Source organism: Desulfosediminicola flagellatus, assembly GCF_005116655.2.
Taxonomy (GTDB): domain Bacteria; phylum Desulfobacterota; class Desulfobulbia; order Desulfobulbales; family Desulfocapsaceae; genus Desulfopila; species Desulfopila flagellata.
Window position 1 is genome coordinate 2,954,012 of sequence record NZ_CP050698.1, and the last position, 20,844, is coordinate 2,974,855.

General features: G+C 40.7%; 20 protein-coding genes and 2 pseudogenes. 18 read left to right on the forward strand and 4 right to left on the reverse strand.

Translation table 11 applies throughout. The features are described from left to right. Nucleotides 1-362: 362 nt before the first annotated feature. The 6 genes and pseudogenes from FCL46_RS28575 to istB all read left to right on the forward strand — a co-directional run. A pseudogene (locus tag FCL46_RS28575) lies at nucleotides 363-755 on the forward strand (type IV pilin protein); the annotation flags it as partial. Nucleotides 756-997: 242 nt separating this feature from the next. Further along, nucleotides 998-1,342: a hypothetical protein gene (locus FCL46_RS27985; RefSeq protein ID WP_217909621.1), complete on the forward strand. Its 345-nt coding sequence runs from the start codon at nucleotides 998-1,000 to the stop codon at nucleotides 1,340-1,342. 377 nt (nucleotides 1,343-1,719) lie between these two features. Beyond that, on the forward strand, nucleotides 1,720-2,013 hold the full coding sequence (locus FCL46_RS27990) for a hypothetical protein (protein WP_217909622.1): 294 nt from the start codon (nucleotides 1,720-1,722) through the stop codon (nucleotides 2,011-2,013). Further along, a complete protein-coding gene (locus FCL46_RS28850; RefSeq protein ID WP_420811257.1) occupies nucleotides 1,983-2,099 on the forward strand; it encodes a hypothetical protein in 117 nt (38 codons plus the stop codon). Before FCL46_RS27990 ends, FCL46_RS28850 begins: the two co-directional genes overlap by 31 nt. Beyond that, the gene (locus FCL46_RS27995) at nucleotides 2,053-2,484 is read left to right on the forward strand and encodes a hypothetical protein (protein ID WP_217909623.1); all 432 of its coding nucleotides are present in this window, start codon (nucleotides 2,053-2,055) and stop codon (nucleotides 2,482-2,484) included. The genes FCL46_RS28850 and FCL46_RS27995 overlap by 47 nt, the downstream gene beginning before the upstream one ends. Further along, nucleotides 2,484-3,244, forward strand: a pseudogene (gene istB, locus FCL46_RS12350) (IS21-like element helper ATPase IstB). Before FCL46_RS27995 ends, istB begins: the two are co-directional and overlap by 1 nt. Nucleotides 3,245-3,833: 589 nt before the next feature. On the opposite strand, the gene tnpA reads toward istB, so the two are convergent. Both tnpA and FCL46_RS12360 read right to left on the reverse strand, forming a co-directional pair. After that, nucleotides 3,834-4,268, reverse strand: coding sequence for an IS200/IS605 family transposase (tnpA, locus tag FCL46_RS12355; RefSeq protein ID WP_136808430.1), 435 nt, complete (start codon nucleotides 4,266-4,268; stop codon nucleotides 3,834-3,836). Between the two features lie 94 nt (nucleotides 4,269-4,362). Next, a complete protein-coding gene (locus FCL46_RS12360) occupies nucleotides 4,363-4,707 on the reverse strand; it encodes a COG3415 family protein (protein WP_136808431.1) in 345 nt (114 codons plus the stop codon). 127 nt (nucleotides 4,708-4,834) lie between these two features. Between FCL46_RS12360 and FCL46_RS12365 the strand changes: the two genes are divergently transcribed. The 12 genes from FCL46_RS12365 to FCL46_RS12420 all read left to right on the forward strand — a co-directional run bounded on the left by FCL46_RS12365 (nucleotide 4,835) and on the right by FCL46_RS12420 (nucleotide 18,609). Then, nucleotides 4,835-5,967 (forward strand): IS3 family transposase gene (locus FCL46_RS12365; RefSeq protein ID WP_136808432.1). Its coding sequence is split into 2 segments (ribosomal slippage): nucleotides 4,835-5,119 and nucleotides 5,122-5,967, totalling 1,131 coding nucleotides; the frame shifts between segments, so codons are not numbered across the junction. 444 nt (nucleotides 5,968-6,411) lie between these two features. Next, nucleotides 6,412-7,182 carry an ABC transporter ATP-binding protein gene (locus FCL46_RS12370; RefSeq protein ID WP_136808433.1) on the forward strand — a complete coding sequence of 257 codons (771 nt, stop codon included), beginning with the start codon at nucleotides 6,412-6,414 and terminating at the stop codon, nucleotides 7,180-7,182. After that, nucleotides 7,179-7,988, forward strand: coding sequence for an ABC transporter permease (locus FCL46_RS12375; RefSeq protein WP_136808434.1), 810 nt, complete (start codon nucleotides 7,179-7,181; stop codon nucleotides 7,986-7,988). Before FCL46_RS12370 ends, FCL46_RS12375 begins: the two co-directional genes overlap by 4 nt. After that, on the forward strand, nucleotides 7,985-8,851 hold the full coding sequence (locus FCL46_RS12380) for a hypothetical protein (RefSeq protein WP_136808435.1): 867 nt from the start codon (nucleotides 7,985-7,987) through the stop codon (nucleotides 8,849-8,851). The genes FCL46_RS12375 and FCL46_RS12380 overlap by 4 nt, the downstream gene beginning before the upstream one ends. A gap of 1,003 nt (nucleotides 8,852-9,854) precedes the next feature. Beyond that, nucleotides 9,855-10,592, forward strand: coding sequence for a glycosyltransferase (locus FCL46_RS12385; RefSeq protein WP_136808436.1), 738 nt, complete (start codon nucleotides 9,855-9,857; stop codon nucleotides 10,590-10,592). Nucleotides 10,593-11,046: 454 nt separating this feature from the next. Beyond that, entirely contained in the window at nucleotides 11,047-12,078 is a 1,032-nt protein-coding gene (locus FCL46_RS12390; protein WP_167505931.1) for a glycosyltransferase family 2 protein, read from the forward strand. Between the two features lie 60 nt (nucleotides 12,079-12,138). Next, on the forward strand, nucleotides 12,139-13,332 hold the full coding sequence (locus FCL46_RS12395; protein ID WP_136808438.1) for a glycosyltransferase: 1,194 nt from the start codon (nucleotides 12,139-12,141) through the stop codon (nucleotides 13,330-13,332). 7 nt (nucleotides 13,333-13,339) lie between these two features. Beyond that, nucleotides 13,340-14,344, forward strand: a complete 1,005-nt coding sequence (locus FCL46_RS12400) for a glycosyltransferase family 2 protein (protein ID WP_136808439.1) — start codon at nucleotides 13,340-13,342, stop codon at nucleotides 14,342-14,344. A gap of 75 nt (nucleotides 14,345-14,419) precedes the next feature. Beyond that, entirely contained in the window at nucleotides 14,420-15,352 is a 933-nt protein-coding gene (locus tag FCL46_RS12405; RefSeq protein WP_136808440.1) for a glycosyltransferase family 2 protein, read from the forward strand. Nucleotides 15,353-15,428: 76 nt separating this feature from the next. Beyond that, entirely contained in the window at nucleotides 15,429-16,580 is a 1,152-nt protein-coding gene (gene glf, locus FCL46_RS12410) for a UDP-galactopyranose mutase (protein ID WP_136808521.1), read from the forward strand. 18 nt (nucleotides 16,581-16,598) lie between these two features. Next, nucleotides 16,599-17,495: a glycosyltransferase gene (locus FCL46_RS12415; RefSeq protein ID WP_136808441.1), complete on the forward strand. Its 897-nt coding sequence runs from the start codon at nucleotides 16,599-16,601 to the stop codon at nucleotides 17,493-17,495. Nucleotides 17,496-17,502: 7 nt separating this feature from the next. Next, complete coding sequence (locus FCL46_RS12420; RefSeq protein WP_136808442.1) at nucleotides 17,503-18,609, forward strand: glycosyltransferase family 4 protein; 1,107 nt, start codon at nucleotides 17,503-17,505, stop codon at nucleotides 18,607-18,609. Nucleotides 18,610-18,676: 67 nt separating this feature from the next. On the opposite strand, the gene FCL46_RS12425 is transcribed toward FCL46_RS12420, so the two are convergent. Both FCL46_RS12425 and FCL46_RS12430 read right to left on the reverse strand, forming a co-directional pair. Beyond that, nucleotides 18,677-19,891, reverse strand: a complete 1,215-nt coding sequence (locus FCL46_RS12425) for a glycosyltransferase (RefSeq protein WP_136808443.1) — start codon at nucleotides 19,889-19,891, stop codon at nucleotides 18,677-18,679. A gap of 29 nt (nucleotides 19,892-19,920) precedes the next feature. Further along, on the reverse strand, nucleotides 19,921-20,787 hold the full coding sequence (locus FCL46_RS12430) for a glycosyltransferase family 2 protein (RefSeq protein WP_136808444.1): 867 nt from the start codon (nucleotides 20,785-20,787) through the stop codon (nucleotides 19,921-19,923). Between the last annotated feature and the right edge of the window lie 57 nt (nucleotides 20,788-20,844).

Below are 20,844 nucleotides of genomic sequence, written 5' to 3' on the forward strand. Positions count from 1 at the left end.
GTTTTTATAAAACAACAGCCCTCTCAATAGTTCTTAATTGTTATTCTACAAAGTGGCCTTTCGAAAAATAATAACTGCACTGCCTCTATCTTACTAAGATATCATCTTCTTACTCATATTTTGCAAAATAAATATTTTATTGTTTGTTGAGAATTATCTCCTGCTATTGTTATATGACTAAATGCAAACAAGCGGCGTCTTTTACGGTCTCATAGTCCAGCTTTAAAGCACTCATGGGAGTTGATAGGGGTTTTAAGTCTGGAATGATGAACAATATATGATTTCGAATTTGATATCTCCCATCCTATACGACAAAGAGGTAGAAGATAAAGAATGATAAATAGCAAAAGAAAAAAAACAAGAAAGGCTTCACTCTGATTGAGATCATGATCAGTATTGCTATCATCGGAATTCTCTCCGTCATATCTTTCCCGCTTTACCAAAGTTTTTTAAAAAAAGTTAAAGCTGCTGAGGCTGCAGGTATTTTAGATTCCATAATCACTGCTGAAATCGCCAATTATGCGGAATACAATGTTTTCACAACAGATTTAGCCACCCTTGGCAATCCAGACAGTCCAGGTGTTTATTATACATACTCCATAACTATCACTCATACCCCAGCAATTTACACAGCTTTTGCTTTAGCCAAACCGTCCACAAAAGGAAAGACGGCCGGTTTGGAAGGAAGCTGGACGCTAATGTACGATGTGGTTTCTGGTGAAAAAACAGCTACCCTTCCTCATAAGGGCTATTAATCACCCTCCAGAACCTTTCGATCAGAACACTTAGAAGGTCTATGTTTGTCAAGGGCCAAAGAAGCCCGTTGACAGGGGAAGAGTAAATCCCCTATTTTTACATGTAATGTCCTGATCTTTGACAACTGGTTGTGCTAACCTAAAATTGATCAGTAAATGGGGTCCGTGCTAACCGAATATTGACCACCTAAAGCAGTCCCTCTGCTACGATGATTTGCAAAAATCATAAAGGAGGGAAGGAGTTGCTAAACGTGGACCAATATGAACTCATTCGCACCGAACATCGTAATTACGGCCAGAACATCAGTGAACTCTCACGAATGACGGGACATAGTCGCAATACGATCAAAAAAGCCATACGAGGCGAGCCATGGAGCTACAAGGAACGATCTCGTCAACCATTTCCAGCCTTAGATCCATACATTGCAATTATTGATGGATGGCTTGAGTCAGACAAAGGGCAACTGAAGAAACAACGGCATACAGCACGCCGCATTTATAACCGCTTAGTCTTGGAATGTGATTTACTGGTGGGGAGTCAACAGTACGTCGGTATGTTCGTCTGGCAAAAGTTAAACTCGGCATAGACAGTCCAGGTGCCTTTATTCCGTGTGACCCTGCAGTCGGACGGGAGGCCGAGGTTGATTGGGGTATTGCAAACGCTGTTATTGCTCGCGTGTCTGTTCGTCTCAAGTATTTTTGTATGCGATCAAAGTATTCAGGAAAGCATTTTGTCCGCATGTACCCTTGTGAGCGAAAACAGGCATTTTCGACGCTCACATCCATGCATTCGCCTTTTTTTGTGGAGTTTTCTCAATACTGATTTATGGCAACCTGACAACGGCAGTGCGCAAAGTACTGCAAGGTAAAAAGAGAAAAGAGCAAGAAATTTCGGGCGTATTACAATTACGAATCGCGGTTCTGCACCCCAGGCAAAGGCCACGAAAAAGGTGGCGTAGAAGGCATGGTAGGCTTTGTACGACGTAACTATATGGTTCCGGTACCCGAAGCTGCCAGCCTTGAAGAATTGAACGATAAGTTGCTTGAAAGCTGCCGTCGTTACGGGAGTCACACTATTGCCGGTCGGGAACAAAGCGTGGATAGTTTGTTTGAGCAAGAGCGTCAATCGCTGCTGTCACAACCTTCCGTCCCGTTTAGCAATATCCAGCTACAGCCTGGAAAAGCTGACAAATATTCAACTGTTATTGTCGATAAAATCGATATTCCGTGCCAAACCGTTATGCTGGTTATCCGGTGAAAGTACAGCTGACTGTAGATAGGATATCTATCTATTTCAATGGGAAAAAAAGTGGAGGATCATACACGACTCTTCAACAACAATAAGTGGAGCCTTGTCCCTGATCACTATCTTGAATTAATCCAACAACGACCACAGGCGTCTAATTCTGCTCGACCAATAGTCGAATGGCGTAAACAGTGGCCGACGTGCCTCAATACGCTTCTTGAGCGATTCCAGAAAAGTTCAGGAATGAGCGGTGGAACAAAGGATTTTCTTAACGTATTTATGCTTTATCGGGATTATGATGAGAAAGCCATTGAACATGCAGTGACAGTCGCCCTGAAGCATGACATCAAGAGTAGTGAAGGGATCCAGCATATTCTCATTTACAGCAATACTCCCGAACTCATCATTCCTCCGTTAATCGGCTGGGAAAGCAGTGCACCGCCGGATCACACAATATATGGCCAGTTAGGGGAGGTGCAGTGATGAATAGTGCTACTTTTGCCCTCCGGGACAATCTTAAAAAGTTAAACCTCGCTACTATACGAAAAGAAATAGACATCCAGATTCGTCAGGCACGCGAAGCAGGAACGGATTATGCGGATTTTCTCCTCGATCTGACGACCGTAGAGCTACAGTATCGAACTGCAAACCGTTTAAAACGACGAATGCGCGAAGCAAAATTCCCTTTAGTCAAGACGCTAGACGGCTTTGATACGGAGGCAGCCGGAGATCTTAATCTCGGATTACTGCGTCAACTGGCAACGTGTGACTATCTCAAAGAGAACCGTAATATCATTTTTATGGGGCGTAGCGGTACGGGAAAGAGTCATCTGGCAACGGCACTTGGCATTGAGGCCTGTCGAAACGATATCCGTACACTATTTGTCAGCTGTTATGGCCTGGTGAATGAACTACTGGAGGCCCGTGAAGAGCGTGCCCTGCAACGTTTACTGGCTCGCCATACCGATATGAACTTTTGATTCTTGATGAACTGGGCTACATCCCTTTCAGTAAAGAAGGGGCGGAACTTCTCTTCCAGGTTTTGGCGGAACTTCATGAAAAATGTTCGGTGGTTATAACAACCAATCTAGGCTTTGCGGATTGGTCACAGGTCTTTGTTGACCCGATAATGACTAACGCTTTACTCGATCGCTTGACTCACAAAGCACACATTATTTCCTGCACCTGGGAAAGCTACCGACTCAAGCAAAGCCTTGCAGTAAACACGTACGCAGAAACATAGGCGACCTCAGCCCTTCCCAGCAGCAACTCCTGTCGCCCAAGGGCCCCCTCCGTTGCTGCTGGGAAGGGCTGAACAACAACACTGATACATCACTCGGTTTCAGTTCTCTTATTAAGATTTTGGGTGGTCAAAATTCAGTGATCACAGGTGGTCAATTTTAGGTTGTCATCTCTTGATGCAGGAATGGGATCTGCTACTTCGCCAATCAATTGCATACTTGACTTATCCATACAAACAACATGATAATCTTCACTGTATGGTCGAGCATATACATCCAGAACATCCTCCATTGCTGCAACAAAGCTTGCATTTTGATCAGGAGGAATTTTCCAGTAATTGCTTAAGTGAGGCTTAAGTTCATTTTTTTTAACATATTACAGACTGTCATTGGGGAAACAGTCTCTACCATTTTTAGTTCAACCATTTTTTCTGCCAGCAACCTCACGGTCCACCGCTCTCTGCCTTCCGGGGCCTTTGAACATGCTAACAATAAACAACCGACCCCAGAGGGGCCGGTATTGATTAACCCCTTAAAGGGGATTAACTGCTTTGCCCCTCAAAGAGGCAAAGGGCGTTGCCCCCTACAGTATTAAAATAATCGACGTTGGTTCTCTTTTCGGGCCTCTTGTTGATCCTGATGCCGTACATATTTTCTTATTACTTCAGCATCAAACCCAACCGTATCAACGCAATGACCTCTAGACCAAAAATGATTACCCCAATAGGGTTTATTCTTTAGATTTCGAAACTTGTTGAATCTGCGAATAGCAGTCCGACCTTTCAACGTACCTACAAAATTCGATATCGATACCTTCGGTGGGACATTTACAAGCAGATGCACATGATCCAATTGGATATTAAGTTCGATTATTTCTGCTACTTGCTGCTCAGCAAAAGCCCTTATGCAACGCTCTGTTTCTACGGCTACTTCGCCCACTAGTATCTTAAAACGATATTTGGGCACGAAAACGATGTGACACTGGCAGTGCCATATCGTTTGTGATAATTTCTTAAAGCGACTCATTGTCTACTCCTTCTCCTGTGTTGTGGGGACAACGTAGTTGAAGTTGTAGCAATGAGTCGTTCACACGGCAAAGCCTATGAACTCTGACCTTGGACTAAGGCCAAGCCCAAGGGTTTCCATACTGGACTAAAAGTTGCGCTTCAAACCCTCCACCAAATCGAATTGCCTTTGGTGGTTTAACCCGTGTTTTCCGTTCAATTACAGCTGATAGCCCCTCTTCTACAAACCTCTTCTTTAAATGCTCAAGGCTACGCGTGGTTACTCCGAGGGCTTCCACGACTTTCGCAACAATCCATTTGGGACCAAACCCTCCAGCCTCGAGCAATAAAATAGCACGAGCATACAAAACTGTCCTTTCAGCCCTTTTCCCTTTTGTTGAGATTTCTTCTAAATACTCTCCCTCTTCTTTAACCAAAGTTACTCGATAACGGGGTGCCATATAGTCTCCTTAAAAATTGTGAGACTATTGTAACATGTTGACACAAGATGAGAAGTGGTCCCCATTTTCGGACCACAAGTTAAGTTTAGATTTCGGCAGCTCCTTAATCATGCTAAATTGAGGAGTTATGAAAAAACAAAGACGAAAGCACACTGCAGAATTTAAGGCGAGAGTGGCATTTGAAGCAATTCAAGGGTTTAAAACACAAAGTGAAATAGCCAAGGAATTTGATATCCATCCGATCATGGTTGGTAAATGGAAGACAGAATTGCTTGAGCGAATGCCAGAAATATTTGAAAACAAATCTACCAAGAAAAAAGACACTTCCGACCAGGAAAAACAAGGATTGGAGCGTAAAGTCGGGCAACTGACAATGGAGGTAGAGTTTCTCGAAAAAAAGTGCAATCAGTTGGGGATACCCGTCAAAGGACGAGCCAGATAGAGTGGGATTCTCAACTGAGTATTAGACGTCAATGCGAGTTGCTGCACATTCATCGGTCAACAGTGTATTATCAGCTCTCCGAAGAAAGCTCAGAGAATCAAAAGCTGATGCAACTTATTGATGAGCAGCACCTTGAAGATCCCTCTGCCGGAACCCGTCGAATGAGCAAATACGTACGGCGCAAAACCGGCATAAAAATAGGTCGAAAACGCGTTCGTCGGTTAATGCGCTTAATGGGGATTGAAGCTATTTATCCACAAAAACGAACGCCGATACCTGGTGGACCCTCAGGAATTTACCCATATCGTCTGAGGGGGCTAGCTATAGATAGAGCCAATCAGGTATGGGCAGCCGATATAACGTATATCCCAATGAGGCAAGGTTTCATGTATCTGTTTGCAATAATAGATTGGTATTCTAGAAAGATAGTTGATTGGGAGCTTTCGACAACTCTTGATACTGAGTTCTGTTTGCGATGTGTTCGAAGAGCACTAAAGAAATATACAAATCCTCAAATATTTAATACCGATCAAGGTTGCCAGTTCACTTCTTATGAATGGAGTAATTGTCTGAAGGAACACAATATATCCATCAGTATGGATGGAAAGGGACGATGGCTCGATAATGTAGCAATTGAGCGATTCTGGAGAAGTCTAAAGTACGAAGATATTTACTTGAAATCGTATGGCAATCCAAGAGAACTGGCAAAGGGAATAGCTGCGTATATGCATCGATACAACAGTGACCGGCCACACTCGTCGCTTTCCGATGCTACACCGAATGAGGCATACTACGAAAAATTACCCAAAGCCGTCTGAAAAAACCTATTACCCCTCTCCCCCGCGGGGGAGAGGGGTAATAGCAACCGGAGCTGCAAGATGTAAGCTTAAAAAGCACAAGTGGTGGTCCTAAAAGCGGGACCACTTCTGATGGCGAAATATTAATTTTTACAATGTACTAGCGCTCCTTACCATCTAGGCTGGTGGCAACTCCATATTTCAATGGCAATTCGCTTATGCTGGTCACGGTACTCAAACGAATCTCTCCAGATACCACCTTACCCTCTTCAAAATTTTCCTATTACAGAATAATGCAAATATCCTAATAGCCAGTTAGCCCTGTATGCCAGGATAGTTTTCGGCTCAAAAAACTGTGATTTGAGTCTAATATGGGTTTAGAGAATTTGAAGAAGACCATCTTACCGAAGGCGTCTTGCCCTAACAACTTGAGTAGTACCCGTTTTTTTTATATAGTCCCTATATATGAAAACTATACTTAAGTGCTTAAACCTCTCTAAAGAATATGCATCAGACTTTTTTCTCGTCAAAAAGAAAAAGGCTCTCGACAACATTTCCTTTGAAGTCTCTCAAGGCGAAGTGTTCGGCATTGTAGGGCCTAATGGTGCAGGAAAATCGACCACACTGAAAATCCTGCTGGGATTTGTTCTACAATGTGAGGGCAATGCCACTATTCATGGAATTTCTACACGTTCTTCAGTTAGCCGAGAGCATATCGGTTACCTTCCTGAAAACCCAACGCTTTACCATAACCTCTCAGCAAAAGATCATCTTAAGTTTTCATGCAAGGTGATGGGCATTAAAAAAAATGAGAGCAAACGTAAAATTGACAGTGTTCTGAAATCAGTAAACCTCTTTGAGGTAGCTGATACCCCCCTCAGGCAATTTTCAAAAGGCATGATGCAGCGAGCAGGCCTTGCCTATGCACTCATTCGAGACCCTGAAATTCTTATTCTTGATGAACCAATGTCCGGGCTAGACCCGTTAGGTCGCCAACTTGTTATAGATATAATCAAAGAATATCATGCTAAAGGGACCACAATCCTTTTCTGCTCTCACATCCTGACTGATGTTGAACGAGTCTGTGATAGGATTGCAATCATGGATAAAGGGCAAATTCTCGTTACTACCACTCCAGAAGCAGTGAAGGCTCATTTCGCAGGTAAAACTATTGAAGGTGGCAAAACTCCTCTAGAAGCCTATTTTCTCGAACAGCTGAAGGGAAACAACACGTGAAGATATATTCTATTGCACTCTTGACATTAAAAGATGGCCTTAAAAACCGTGTTCTTTATGGGGTTCTGATCGCTGCACTCTTTATGATAATGATGTCAATATTTTTGAGCGGCTTGTTTATGCGTGACATTCTGAAAATCATAATAGATATTTGCCTTTCATCTGTCAGCCTTGGCGGTTTGCTTGTGCCATTTTTTATCGCCATCACCCATCTCTCTGGAGACCTTGAAAAACGCACTATTTATACATTGCTGTCCGCACCTATTTCCCGAAGTCAGTATATCCTTGGTAAATACTTCGGGCTCTGTATGCTCGCGTTTATCATCATGGGCATTCTTACCGGTGCTACACTACTTTCGATGTGGGGTGCTACATTTTTATATCCTGCATATTTTTTTAAAAGCCTTCCTATCACTCAAGTTTTTGCAGCATCCTTTCTATCCTTTGCTGCTAATCTTGTACTTATTAGTTGTACAATGCTCTGGTGCTCTATAACTACCAGCTCATTCCTGGCAACACTCATGACAATCAGCACATATATTGTGGGCCAGACTGTCGAGGATATCGTTCGCTTTATTAATGCAAAAGTTGAAGGGGTTGAGATATCACCTCTAATCGATCATGCTACTACCGTTCTGTTGTACGTCTTCCCCAATATTGGAGCATTTGATATCAAGCATTACGCAGCCCATGGTTTATCAATTCCTGTAAACCTGATGGCACTGCTTTCCGTTTATGCAATCGTATATATTTCGATTATGCTCCTGCTTTCCACAGCAGTTTTCAGGAAAAGAGATCTTGCATGAAGGCGCTTAAATCGTTTCTTCTCTTTATAGCACTCGCTACAGCAAGCGTTATGTGCGTTAAAACACTCTACGATATGCGTAAAGAATCAACCGTGCTTTCAATCCCTTCAATCTCGCAACTCCCTATCGCTGCCACAGAAGCACTGAGTCTTGAGTTTAAGTCCCTCACAGCTGACTATATAATGTTACATGTCCTGACTTTTATGGGTGAAAAAGTTATTCAGGAAGCAAAGACCACCGATACAGAATGGCAGGTTATTCACAAGGCACTTAAAACAGTTATAGACCTTGACCCGCGCGCAACTGACCCATTTATTCTCGCAACCACTACCCTCCCCTGGGAGGCTGGAATGGTAGAAGAAACCAACACATTGCTCTTAAAAGTAGCGGAGTTCAGGCCTGACGATTACAGACCGTACTTCTTCCTTTGGTATAACTACTTCCATTTCTTAAAAGACACTAATAAAGCATCAATATATCTTCAGAAATCTGCTGCAATTAAAGGTTCACCAACGTACCTCAAACCTCTTGCGGCTAGAATGCATCTGTACTCAGGCCAGCTTGAAGCATCTCTCGCCTACACGCATAGTGTTATAGAAACCACCACCGACGAATCAATGCGAAAATACATGATGAAACGGTTAGATGGGTTAAGAGCGATTTACGAGATTGAAACTGCCGTAAGAAAATTTAAAGAAAAATTTGGCTCTCTACCACAATACCCTCAGGACCTTGTGGCAAGTGGCGTTATGAAAAAGCTTCCAAGAGATCCTTATGGTGGAAAATTCTTTATTAGCAAAGATGGACGAGTGTATACCACTTCCAAACTTGTGAATGTCAAAAAAGAAGAAACTAAAGAATAGAGGCAGATAATGTAAGACACATCAATTCATGCCCCTTTTCCACAACAAATTCATTCTAATTGATTTTTTTCTCATCTGTTTCATAATATTCAGGCTAGCCCGAATATTTCATTAAAAATCGCCATGCTTGTCATTAATGCTTCAAGATATCATTATAATAGTATCATTTTGAGTCTCAGACTTTTTGGTAACACTTTCTACCCGTGAAGAGTGAATGGTATTCCCCCCTTCGGGTGCGGTTGCTGATCTCATACACCTCAATATCAAAACCTTGCTGTAAATTTTTACAGCTCGCCCTTGGGGCCTCGATTATGAAATCAGCAACCACGTGAGACATTCGGACTAGGTAGCGCCAGTCCTTCCTGCTGAATTTGACAGGTAATGTCTTTTAAGCATACAATATCTAAATAACAGAACAAAAAACCATGGTATAACCTGTTTACATGAATCATAGAATCACACTTGCACATCAAAATACTCACTATTCTGTATCTTGTTAAACTACTTGTGAGTTCTACGCTCCACCGAATCAGATGTAAATTCGTTTAATCAACTCAGGAATGCTGATTCACTTTGAAACTTAAAGAATGTCAAGAGATTATTTTCGAGGCATACATTGGTAACCAACCTTTAGCAGCCCCGTATTCAATAGTCAAAAAACTACTAAGGATCTCAAAGTAAAAAGATAACTTACTCATATTAAATGAATAATGAACCAACCCGTCGGTTATGAACACGATAAATTTGAGCTCTTTCATATTACCTCGCGCAAAGACGTAAGATTTCTGTCCAAAATTCGACCTTAAATGAACCGGACTTAGTATACGGGTAAATACCCATAAACAAAGGCGAAATCATCCACTCATCTTAATTATATCCATTTACATGAAATCAAAAATGTCTTTTCATAACAGTCACCTTTTTTTCTTTGCAGCAGTTCAAGCATAAATAAGGGGTATATGGACATCACAACGAAAACATTAAATAAGCTTTGATCATTGAGATGCCGAAAAAAGTTTCAATAATTACTGTCACAAAAAACAATGCGAATGGATTAAATCGGACTTTGCGTAGTATTCAAACTCAATCTTGTGAGGATTTTGAATGTATTGTTGTGGATGGAAACTCAATTGACAATACAGAATTAGTCTTAAATGAATATAAAAACATTATTGATATAATAGAAAAAGACGAAAATACTGGCATTTACTCTGCTATGAACCAAGGTATAAAGTCGTCCTCTGGAGAATGGCTTGTATTTTTAAATGCTGGAGATTCGTTTAGTGACCATAACGTTCTATGTAATGTCAAACCAGGTTCTAATACTGATATATATCATGGTCGGGTTGAGAATCGAGTTGGAAGAGAGCTAAATCCCAGAGATACTCGCGGACCGATTTGGTCCGAAATGCCATTTTGCCACCAAGCAGCTTTTTTTAAGAGATCATTATTTAAAAATAGGCAATTTGACACTACCTATAAAATTTCAGCAGATCATGAGTTTATATTGTGGGCAAACAATAAAGGATATCAGTTTGAATATACAGCTGAGCTAATTGCGAAAATTCAACATGGTGGAGTCTCTGAATTAAATATTGTAAGGCGTGTTTTAGAAACATACAGAGCTGCAAGATTTTACTTTTCAGATGCTGATGTTCATATTTTTTTCAGACGTAAGTTGTTGTGGGCAATCAAAAAACAAATTAAAAATTTACTTAATTCAAATTGCGATGAGCATTAGCTCAAGTGTGTCCGTCATCGGTCCAGTTATATGTTTTAAGAAAATCAGCATCTGGCCCCTGAAAATAACTTCCAGTACTGCACCTTGCTGTTAATACCGTTCTTTAAATTCACAACCTACTTCAGCACAGTCAATAGTCGCATACACCTACGTTTTTACAAGGGAAATATACTGAAACACCTTTTTTCTTCAACATCATTGTTACCAAACAACATGTGTGCCAGGAGTGAACTGCTCGGTATAGCCATTGTATTCATGAAATGAAATATGCAGGATATCTAGGGTTTTGTGATTATTATTTATTTTGTACTGGAGACTTAAGTAGCTGTGCTTTATTACTTGTACGTATTGCCCAAAAAAAACTGCCGATGTCAACTAGCTTGATGTATTATTAATAGCAATCACATACATTATAAAATCATAAATATGGCTTCTAGCTGAAGGTATCAAAAACTTGGCTTTCAATAACTCCATACTACCAAGTCCTCTTATATCAATTGTCATTCCTGTATATCAGGGTGAGGTCTTTATTTCTGAAACCTTAAACTCTCTTATCAATCAGACATATGAGAATATCGAAATAGTGGTTGTCGATGATTGCTCAACAGATAATTCGTGTCTCATAGTGAACACATTTCAAACCAAAGATAAGAGAGTAAAACTTGAACGCCTTCAAAATAATAGCGGAGTCCACCACGCACGAATTCATGGCGTAAAAAAAGCACATGGTGATTTTTTAGGTTTTGTTGACGCTGACGATTGGTTACATCCTCAGGCAATTGAAAAAATGATTTCAGCACTTATGAGCATAAATGGAGACATCGTTATCTGCGGTGTTCAATTTTGTTCCGAAGATTCTATACCAGGTAAATTTAAGGTCCGGTTTCAAAAAGATGATATTATCGAGAAAAGTATATTGTCGAAATTCTCAAACCTCCGGTTTGGGACAGGATCACTTTGTAACAAGTTGTATCGCCGACAAATAATTGAACCCTACATAACAAACGATTTCAGCGAAGACGTTGTAATCAATGAGGATTACCTTGTAAATTTCGGTGCTTTCAAGACCGCAAGCCGGATTTGCTTATTAAAAGATATGCTCTATTTTTATCGTCAGCATAATAAGAGTGCCACGGCTTCCGAAGATAGAGCTGCAGCCTTTGCTTATATGATACGATCCTATGTCATATGCTTAGAGCAATACACAGATAATGACCAACCCCTGAAAGCTATGGTCGACACACTTTACTCAAAGCAACTGAGTTTTGACACCTATCGTATCAATAACGTAAGCACACTGGACTATTTTTCTGATCACATAAGTGAATCTCTCAAACGCTTGGCGAATATTCACCCAACTGCAATTTATTCGCTCTGCCATATATTTGATCAAGAACCTAATAAAAAGGCCTCGAACTCGCAAATGATCACTTCGCTTTTAAGAAATACTTATAGATACTACAAACGATTGCTATCACTTACATAGTCTGTTCAATATGAATTCATCCTTCATGAATTTCAAGTTATCTCTGACCCGATTAACATAATGAACGTGTATAAAAACAGATCATCTCACTCAGCGTCAGGAAGGAAACTGCTTATTTACTCAAGCAATCTCCTTCCATACTCTGAGACATTTATCAAACAGCAGATCTTATCATTACACGGTTGGAATCCTGTACTGATCGGCGAGAGATATGCCCCTGACGGCCTTTCACTTAAGGACCTCAATCATGAAGTAATGCTTGCAGACCATACCCCTTACTGGCGCGAACTTGTATTTAGAATATTTAGAAAAATTCGCTTCCCGGACCCATTCGTTATGAGACGCATGAGACTTTTATATGCCAATGTTATTCACGCCCACTTCGGAACATCCGCTGTAGACTTCTGGCCTTATGCAGAACGCCTTGGATTGCCTTTTTTTGTGACTCTTCACGGATTTGATATAACCATCCACAAAAATTGGTGGGAGTCTGGCCATGGCGGAAGAAGAAGAGTAACCTATCCCCAACAATTACTGAACCTGGCAGGCCAACCAACTGTAATGTTTATTGCTGTATCCGAGGCCATTAAATTACGTGCTCAGGATTTCGGTATCCCTGAGAATAAAATTAAAACTCATTATATCGGCGTTGATACAGAACAATTTACTCCAGGAGATTTACCAATACCTAAACGGAAAAAGAGAATTCTCTTTATCGGGCGCCTCGTCGAAAAAAAGGGAATATCCTTACTCATAGAATCAATCTATCAACTTAATCAATCATTCTCAGATGTAGAACTCATAATCGTGGGAGATGGTGAACTCAAGACCGAACTCCAAAATCAGGTTGAACACCTGAAGATTAATAACATCACATTCAAGGGTGCGTTATCTCCTGCCATGATAAAAAACGAATTGAACCAGGCACGAGTCCTTTGTCTCCCGAGTATTACCGCAAAAAATGGTGATTCTGAGGGATTTGGAATGGTTCTTCTAGAAGCACAGGCAAGTGGCGTCCCTGTGGTGTCTTCTGCAAGGGGTGGGTCTGAAGAAGGAATTGTTCAGGGTATCACAGGCTTTAAATTTCAGGAGGGTAATGTTGGCGAAATGTCATTGGCACTGCAGACAATTCTATCTGATGACAAAATTGCGCATCACATGTCTCTTGCAGCAAGATCCTTTGTGCAAAAAAAATTCTGCCTTCAAAAATGTACCCATTATCTTGACAGTAGATATTTAAAACAGATGACGTAATCAAACAATGCCAAACCCATTACTCAGTGTAATTATTCCAACCTATGGCCGTCCGAGTTATCTCAACAGGGCAGTAGATAGTGCACTTTGCGATATGGCATCATATGACGTTGAAGTACTAGTTATTCCTAATGGTCCTGACGATTCCTGGCGTGGACCTCTTGAGAAATACAGAGATATACCAAGTATCCACGTTTATCCTATTTCGATAGCACATGCTAATGTTGCAAGAAATATTGGTCTTAAACAAGCAACAGGAACCTATATTCGTTTTCTCGATGATGACGACTATCTCATAGCTGGAAACGCTGATAAGCAAATTCAACTTCTCGAACAAACTGGCGCAGAAATATGTTCTGGTCTCATCGAAAATGTTGACTCTGACCTGTCTTCCCTTGGTATACTCTCTTTCCCAGAAACACAGGATTTTGTATCAGCAGTACTCACCTTAAGCGGATTCAGGTTACCAGTTGGAAACCTGTTCAGGCGTGAGACATTAATAACGACCGGAGCAAAATGGCGCGAAGACCTGCCTAGAGCACAGGACCTGATGTGGATGATTGATCTTGCCAAACAAAGGGAGTGGAAATGGGTTCATTTCCCAAAACCGGTAGGAGTTTGGTTTCAACACGAAGGAGACCGTCTTTCAACCGTTAAACCAAGAAACGACAAACCTATACAAATAATTAACGCCCTTTTTGATCTGTATGAAAAGCTGGATAAAAATCAGCGTCTAACGACTGAGCGTTTAGAGACATTATCCAGCCTTCTATGGAACTACATCCATTGGCGCTTCCCCTATGACATGATATACTGGACCAAAGTAGCTCATCGAACCCTGAGAATCGCACCTGACAGTCGACCGGATCATGCCATTTTTGAAAATGCCTGGCTCAAACATGCAAACCCGTTACTCGCAGAACTCATCCTGGCATTCCCGAGGAAGGTTTCGACTTTACTGCGTGAGACTAAACGTAACCTGACCGGTTGGGATTACAGACGACGCCTCTGACCACTATTGGGTTAATTCCCATCTATTACTTGTCTAACGCACTTTTTTTACCAGCAAATCAGGACTAACACGAATATGAGCATCAATAACAAACGTATCTATACCGTTATAGTTACATATAACAGGAAGGAACTCTTGAACCGGTGCATCAAGGCAATCCTGAATCAAAGCCGTCCACCGGATCAAATACTGATTGTCGATAACGCATCCACCGACGGGACAAACGAAATGCTCCAATCTGAAGGCTGGTCTTCCAGCGACAAAATAGAACTTCTGAGATTATCCGATAACCTCGGAGGTGCAGGTGGATTTAGTCGAGGCATCCAATACGCTATCGACTCAGGCGCCGATTTTATTTGGATCATGGATGACGATGCCATACCCGCTAATGATGCTCTTCAAAACTTGCTTGAACATGCTTCTGATGATAGCCATCTTTATGGCTCTTTGGCTGTTGATGGTCATGCCTTGTCATGGAGACTGACCCATCTTGATGATCAACAAAAAGAAAAGAAAGAACTCCATTATACTTCAGATGTTCCTGTCGTTGCAGAGGTTCAGTTTCTACCTTTTCTTGGTATGATGATAAGCAAAAAACTCGTTGAACATATTGGTCTTCCGGATGAAGAATATTTTCTCGCTGCGGATGATGTTGAATTTTGCCTGAGAACCCAAAAAGCTGGTTTTAAAGTCTTTGTCGTAGGATCGAGCAAGTTGCACCACCCAGCAGCAGAAATGTACGATTTAAATCTGCTGGTAAAGAAACTCTCGTGCCTCAAACTTTCTCCATGGAAGCGATACTATGATGTCAGAAACAGATTACTTCTCTCCAAAAAACATTTTGGCATCGGATTCTATTTAAAAACAATACCTGGGTCTATTGTGCGCTATATCGGGTCACTGATATATGAAAAAAATAGAGGACTTCAAACAAAGGCATTTTTTGCTGGTATGCTAGATGGTCTGCTTGGTAAAAAGGGGCGTCGACATACCTTATGGGGATTATAGGTTATATTGTTACAGACTCCACGTATATACCACACACTTTCAATTTGCCTGACCAGAGGATTATCAAACAATGACAATGAAAACAGCATATCCCTCATTCCTCGTTGTTGGTGCAGGATTTTTTGGTTCGACTATAGCAGAGCGGTTAGCTACTACCTGTAACGTTAAGGTTTCAGTGGTAGAACGTCGTAATCATATAGGTGGAAACTGTTATTCAGAATATGATTCAGATACCGGTATCGAGTACCATGCATATGGTACCCATATTTTTCATACCTCCAATACAAAAGTCTGGGAATATATTTCACAGTTCACAGATTTCAACAGCTATTTTCACCAAGTACTGACAACCTATAAAGACAAGGTCTACCAGATGCCTATAAATCTGGAAACCATCAACTCTTTTTACAATCTCAACCTTAAGCCATTTGAAGTAGACGATTATTTATCTTCTGAAATTGCAAAGGATAACATCACAAATCCGACCAATTTTGAAGAGAAGGCAATATCCCTTATTGGCAGACCTCTTTATGAGGCATTTATAAAAGGGTATACTATCAAACAATGGCAAAAACACCCTCAAGATCTGCCTGCTTCTATTCTCAAACGTCTACCATTCAGGAAAAATTACAACGAAAGTTACTTCCATGACAAATGGCAGGGAGTTCCTGAGCAAGGGTACACTGCAATTTTTGAAAAGATGTTGGAGAACCCCAAAATCCATCTACTGCTGAATACTGATTTCTTCGATATCCGTGATAAAATAGCAGAGGAATCTATCATAATTTACAGTGGTCCCATTGATCGTTTCTTCGACTACAAATTTGGAAAACTTGAATGGAGAACACTTAAATTTGAAAAAGAAGCAATCAACGTCGAAGACTATCAGGGTACCTCTGTAATGAACTACGCTGAGGCAAATATCCCCTTCACGAGAATTCATGAACCACGACACCTTCATCCAGAGCGTGACTATACAAAAGATAAAACTCTAATCATTCGTGAGTACTCCGAAATGGATGATGGCACCGAACCCTATTATCCAATTAATGATTCAAAAAACCAGGCTTTACTCATGAAATATCATCATGAAACGAAAAAATACCCAAACGTCTTTTTTAGTGGCAGGCTGGGAGAATATAAATATCTCGATATGCATCAGACAATAGCAAATGCCCTCGAGTTGTTCGAAACCAAACTACGTCCTCTTATTGAAAACAAAAGGTGATATCAAACTGTGACGAACATGAAGACATTTGCAATAGTAGTTACATATAACAGAGAGATACTATTGCGGCGGTGCATTGAAGCCATTCAACAACAAACGTATCAACCCCACGCTATCATAATCATTGACAACGCATCAACGGATAACACCCCAATATACCTCAACGATATCAGTGATAATAATAGCAACATCACCACTATTACCCTAAAAAAGAATGTCGGTGGCTCCGGAGGATTTCACGCAGGCATTAAGTATGCTTCAAGTATTGATGATGCTTTGCCAAATACGGATGCACTTGAAAAATTCGTTGATAATGCAATAAATCCCGAGAACATCTATGGTAGTGTGGCCATTGATGAGACAGATGGAAGCACCAAAATTTGCTGGCCTTTTTCATTAATAGATGCCAGGTCCGGTTACCATAAAGAGATACAAGAGCACTGGCAAATATCCTCATTAGCAGAAGTGAATTGCCTACCCTTTCTCGGATTTTATATTCATACATCACTTACGAGAAAACTTGGTCTCCCTGAAAAAGACTTTTTTCTCAGTGGTGATGATATGGAATACTGTATACGTGCCCGAAAAGCTGGGTCGTCCATTATTGTAGTCCCAAACAGTATAATCAGACACCCTCTTCCCAGCCGTATACAAATCAGACTGTTTTTTACAAACATCCCCCTACTGGTTCTCTCAGACTGGAAGAGGTATTATGACACGCGTAACAGAATATTACTTGCTAAAAAGCACTTTGGTCCTAAACTCTGGACACACACACTTCCTGGGACATTTCTCCGATTATGTTTTTGCCTGATAATACAGAAAAACCGCGTTAAACAATTACAGGCATTCGCTAAGGGAATTACTGATGGGCTCTTAGGGCGAAGCGGAATTCGCTGGCCGCCTGGAGGATGACATAGTAATGAAAATACTCTTCCTGTGTAAGCGAAAATACATGAATCATGATGTTATCGATGACAGATATGGTCGACTCTACTATTTGCCCTATGAACTTTCAAAGCTTGGTCATCAGATCATCTGTTCGTGCCTCAGTTACAAAACAACACAAGAAATACCTTTTACAAACCAAACACAAAGTCACCAAGTTCCTAATTTTAGTTTGCATTCGTATAATGCAGGCCATTTCGGACAACACATACCCCGATATATACAACAGCTACTGGCTTCAATCAAAAACAACAAACCTGATATAATTATCGGCGGTTCAGATGCTTTTCATGTCATCATCACCCACCTGGTCTCTAAGTTAAGCAGCATTCCATTTTTTATTGATTTATATGATAATTTTGAAAGCTTCGGTCTCAGTAAATTGCCGCTTATGAAATGGGGATATACAAATGGTTTACGAGCATCCGGAGGAATAACGACAGTTTCAAAAGCTCTAGAACGACATATTAATGAGCATCACCCAAACGTACCTACACTTACACTTGAAAGCACCATAGCTTCAAACACTTTTAAACCCTGTGACACTTCAGTTGCTCGTGAGAAATTCAACCTTCCTCCAAATGCTATTCTCATTGGTACAGCAGGCTCTCTATCCTCAAATAGAGGAACAGATACTCTTTTCAAGGCATTTACTTCTTTAACCTTGATCAATCCAAATATTTACTTGGTACTTGCAGGCCCTTTGCATGGCACAATAATCCCTACAACACCAAGAATTATATATTTAGGTGAATTACCTCATGACGTGGTTAACTACTTTGTTAATGCACTTGATGTAGCGATAATCTGTATGAAGGATGATGCATTTGGCCGCTATGCTTTCCCTCAAAAAGCCTATGAAATTCTATCTAGTCAAACTCCAGTCGTTTCAGCTGATACAGGTGCACTCCACGATCTTTTTTTAGAGTATCCTGCCTGCCTGTATGCACCTGATGATGAGAGAGACTTAGCGGAAAAACTTTTGAATCAGATTAATGAAAAGATCATACCTGATATCATACCACCGGAATGGAATGATCAAGCCAAACACCTTGAAACCTTTATAACTTCAAACCTATGATGCCTTCTACAAGTACGCTTGGGTCCCAATGAACCATTGGGTTGCTACAATTCTCTATACACAAACATTATTTTTCAACAACACGCTTATATATATCAGAATAACTCTCTGCTATATGGTTCCAGTTATACTTCTCGATACATCGTAATCTACCTTTTCTGGCAATTTTTATCATCGCAGCCTGGTTCGACAGTGCATATATAATTCTTTCGGAAATAGCATCACTACTTTTCTGCTGTACCAATAGACCCGTTTGATGATCAATAATTATATCTCCAATCCCGCCAACATTACTACCAACCAATAAACAGCCCGACATAGCGGCCTCTACAAAAGTTAGCCCAAAGCCTTCCTGTTCCCCCCCTGATGCTTCAATTGAAGGTCCTACAAAAATGCATGCTTTTTTATAATAATTAGGAAGATCGGAATTTGGTATTGCTCCGGCAAAAGTTATATGGCCATCTAACCCCAAAGCAGTCACCTCTGCTTGCAATTCAGCGTCCAACTCTCCTGACCCAACAATCGTCAGACATACGTCAGGAAACTTTTCCAGAACTTCGCCTATTGCACGTATCAAATATACAACCCCTTTCACTTCAGTGAGCCTACCAACATAAAGAATTTTTTTCCTTTCGAATCGTTGAGCATTCACTCCTTGTTCATCAACTACCTCTGAGCTGAAAAGCTTATCATCAACCCCCATAGGCAGAACGATAATCTTTCTTGTGTCACAATGTTCAGTTAACAGCTCATTTTTGATAGCAATACTTACTGCCGTAACAGTAGTTGCTCTTTTACAAATCAAACTTCGTATTTTTTTATAAATAGAATTTTTAAAACCGAATACATCCCCGCCATGAGCCGTAACAATATATGGAATCTTGTACAATCCACTTATCAGATAGGTGAAAAAACCAAGTGGAATCAGCCAATGAGCATGGATAAGTGCTGGCTTTAGTGTACGTGAATACCTTATAAGCGCAATTAACGCAGAGATAAGAAAAAAAGGCAAAACACAATAATAGCGTTTGTCTCTCTTAAGTGTTGGAAGGATACCAATCGAACCTGCAAGCCTCTCATATTTAGGTATAAAATACCTGAATCTTTTCACATGAATCTCATCTAATTGCTCATGTAATGCTGCTCCTGGATAATGAGGCATGAGAACATAAACTTCAAATTCATTAGTCAAACGCTTGCATAATTCGAATACAAATGGAGGATCAGTATCTCTTGCCCAGCGCGGGAACGTCGTCGTGAAAACTAGAATTCGAGGTTTCATACACAGCTCATGGCCAGCAACATAAGTAATTATTTGACTCGATCATACCGCATCTGTGATATCTGCTCTGAAACGAGACCGATCATTAATATAATTACAGAGGTACTAACCAATAGTGCAGACATATTTGTAAAACGTCCTTGCGTGACAAAAGTGAAGATGTAATATGCTATTCCTGTCAAAAAAAGACTAATACTAACAGGTAAGAACATCCGCAAAGGTGAGAATAACGTAGCAATCTTAAAGATTATAAGCAAAAAGCGAATACCATCTTCAGCGATTTTTATCTTACTCTTACCTACTCTTCTGTTACTTTTAATCCCTACATATTTCAAACTGTAACCGAGCCGTAAGTAAGCCATAGTTAAAGTAGTTGGGTAAGAAAACGTGTTAGGCAAAAGATAGATGAAGTTACTGACAGTTTCTTTTCGGACTAACCTGAAACCTGATGTCAGATCTAGAATCCTGAAATTTGTGACATACGATGCAATCCGGTTATATAAATAGTTTGCAAGGTCTCTATGCAATGATGTTTCTGAAGATTTTGTGCGCGCACCAACAACCATATCATAGCTGTCTTTATGCTCTAAGAGTAATGCGATGTCTTCTGGGTTATGCTGGCCATCTGCATCCATCATGATGACCCAATCACCTTTCGCAGTGCGTAGACCTGATTTTATCGCAGCACCATTACCTATATTATAGGGGTGAGGCCAAACATTAGCACCAGCGTCCATGGCGACCTGCATTGTACTGTCAGTTGAACCGTCATCAACCACTAATATTTCAAAGTCAGGATGAAGCTCCTGAATTTTCAGAATTGTTTTGCCTATGCTGTGTTCCTCGTTAAACGCAGGAATCAGAACTGTGACTACTACCCTATCGTTTTTTTTCACGAAGTGATTCTCTCTTTTGCTGCTACCGGAAAGAACCGGTAGCAGGCGTTAGGAAAG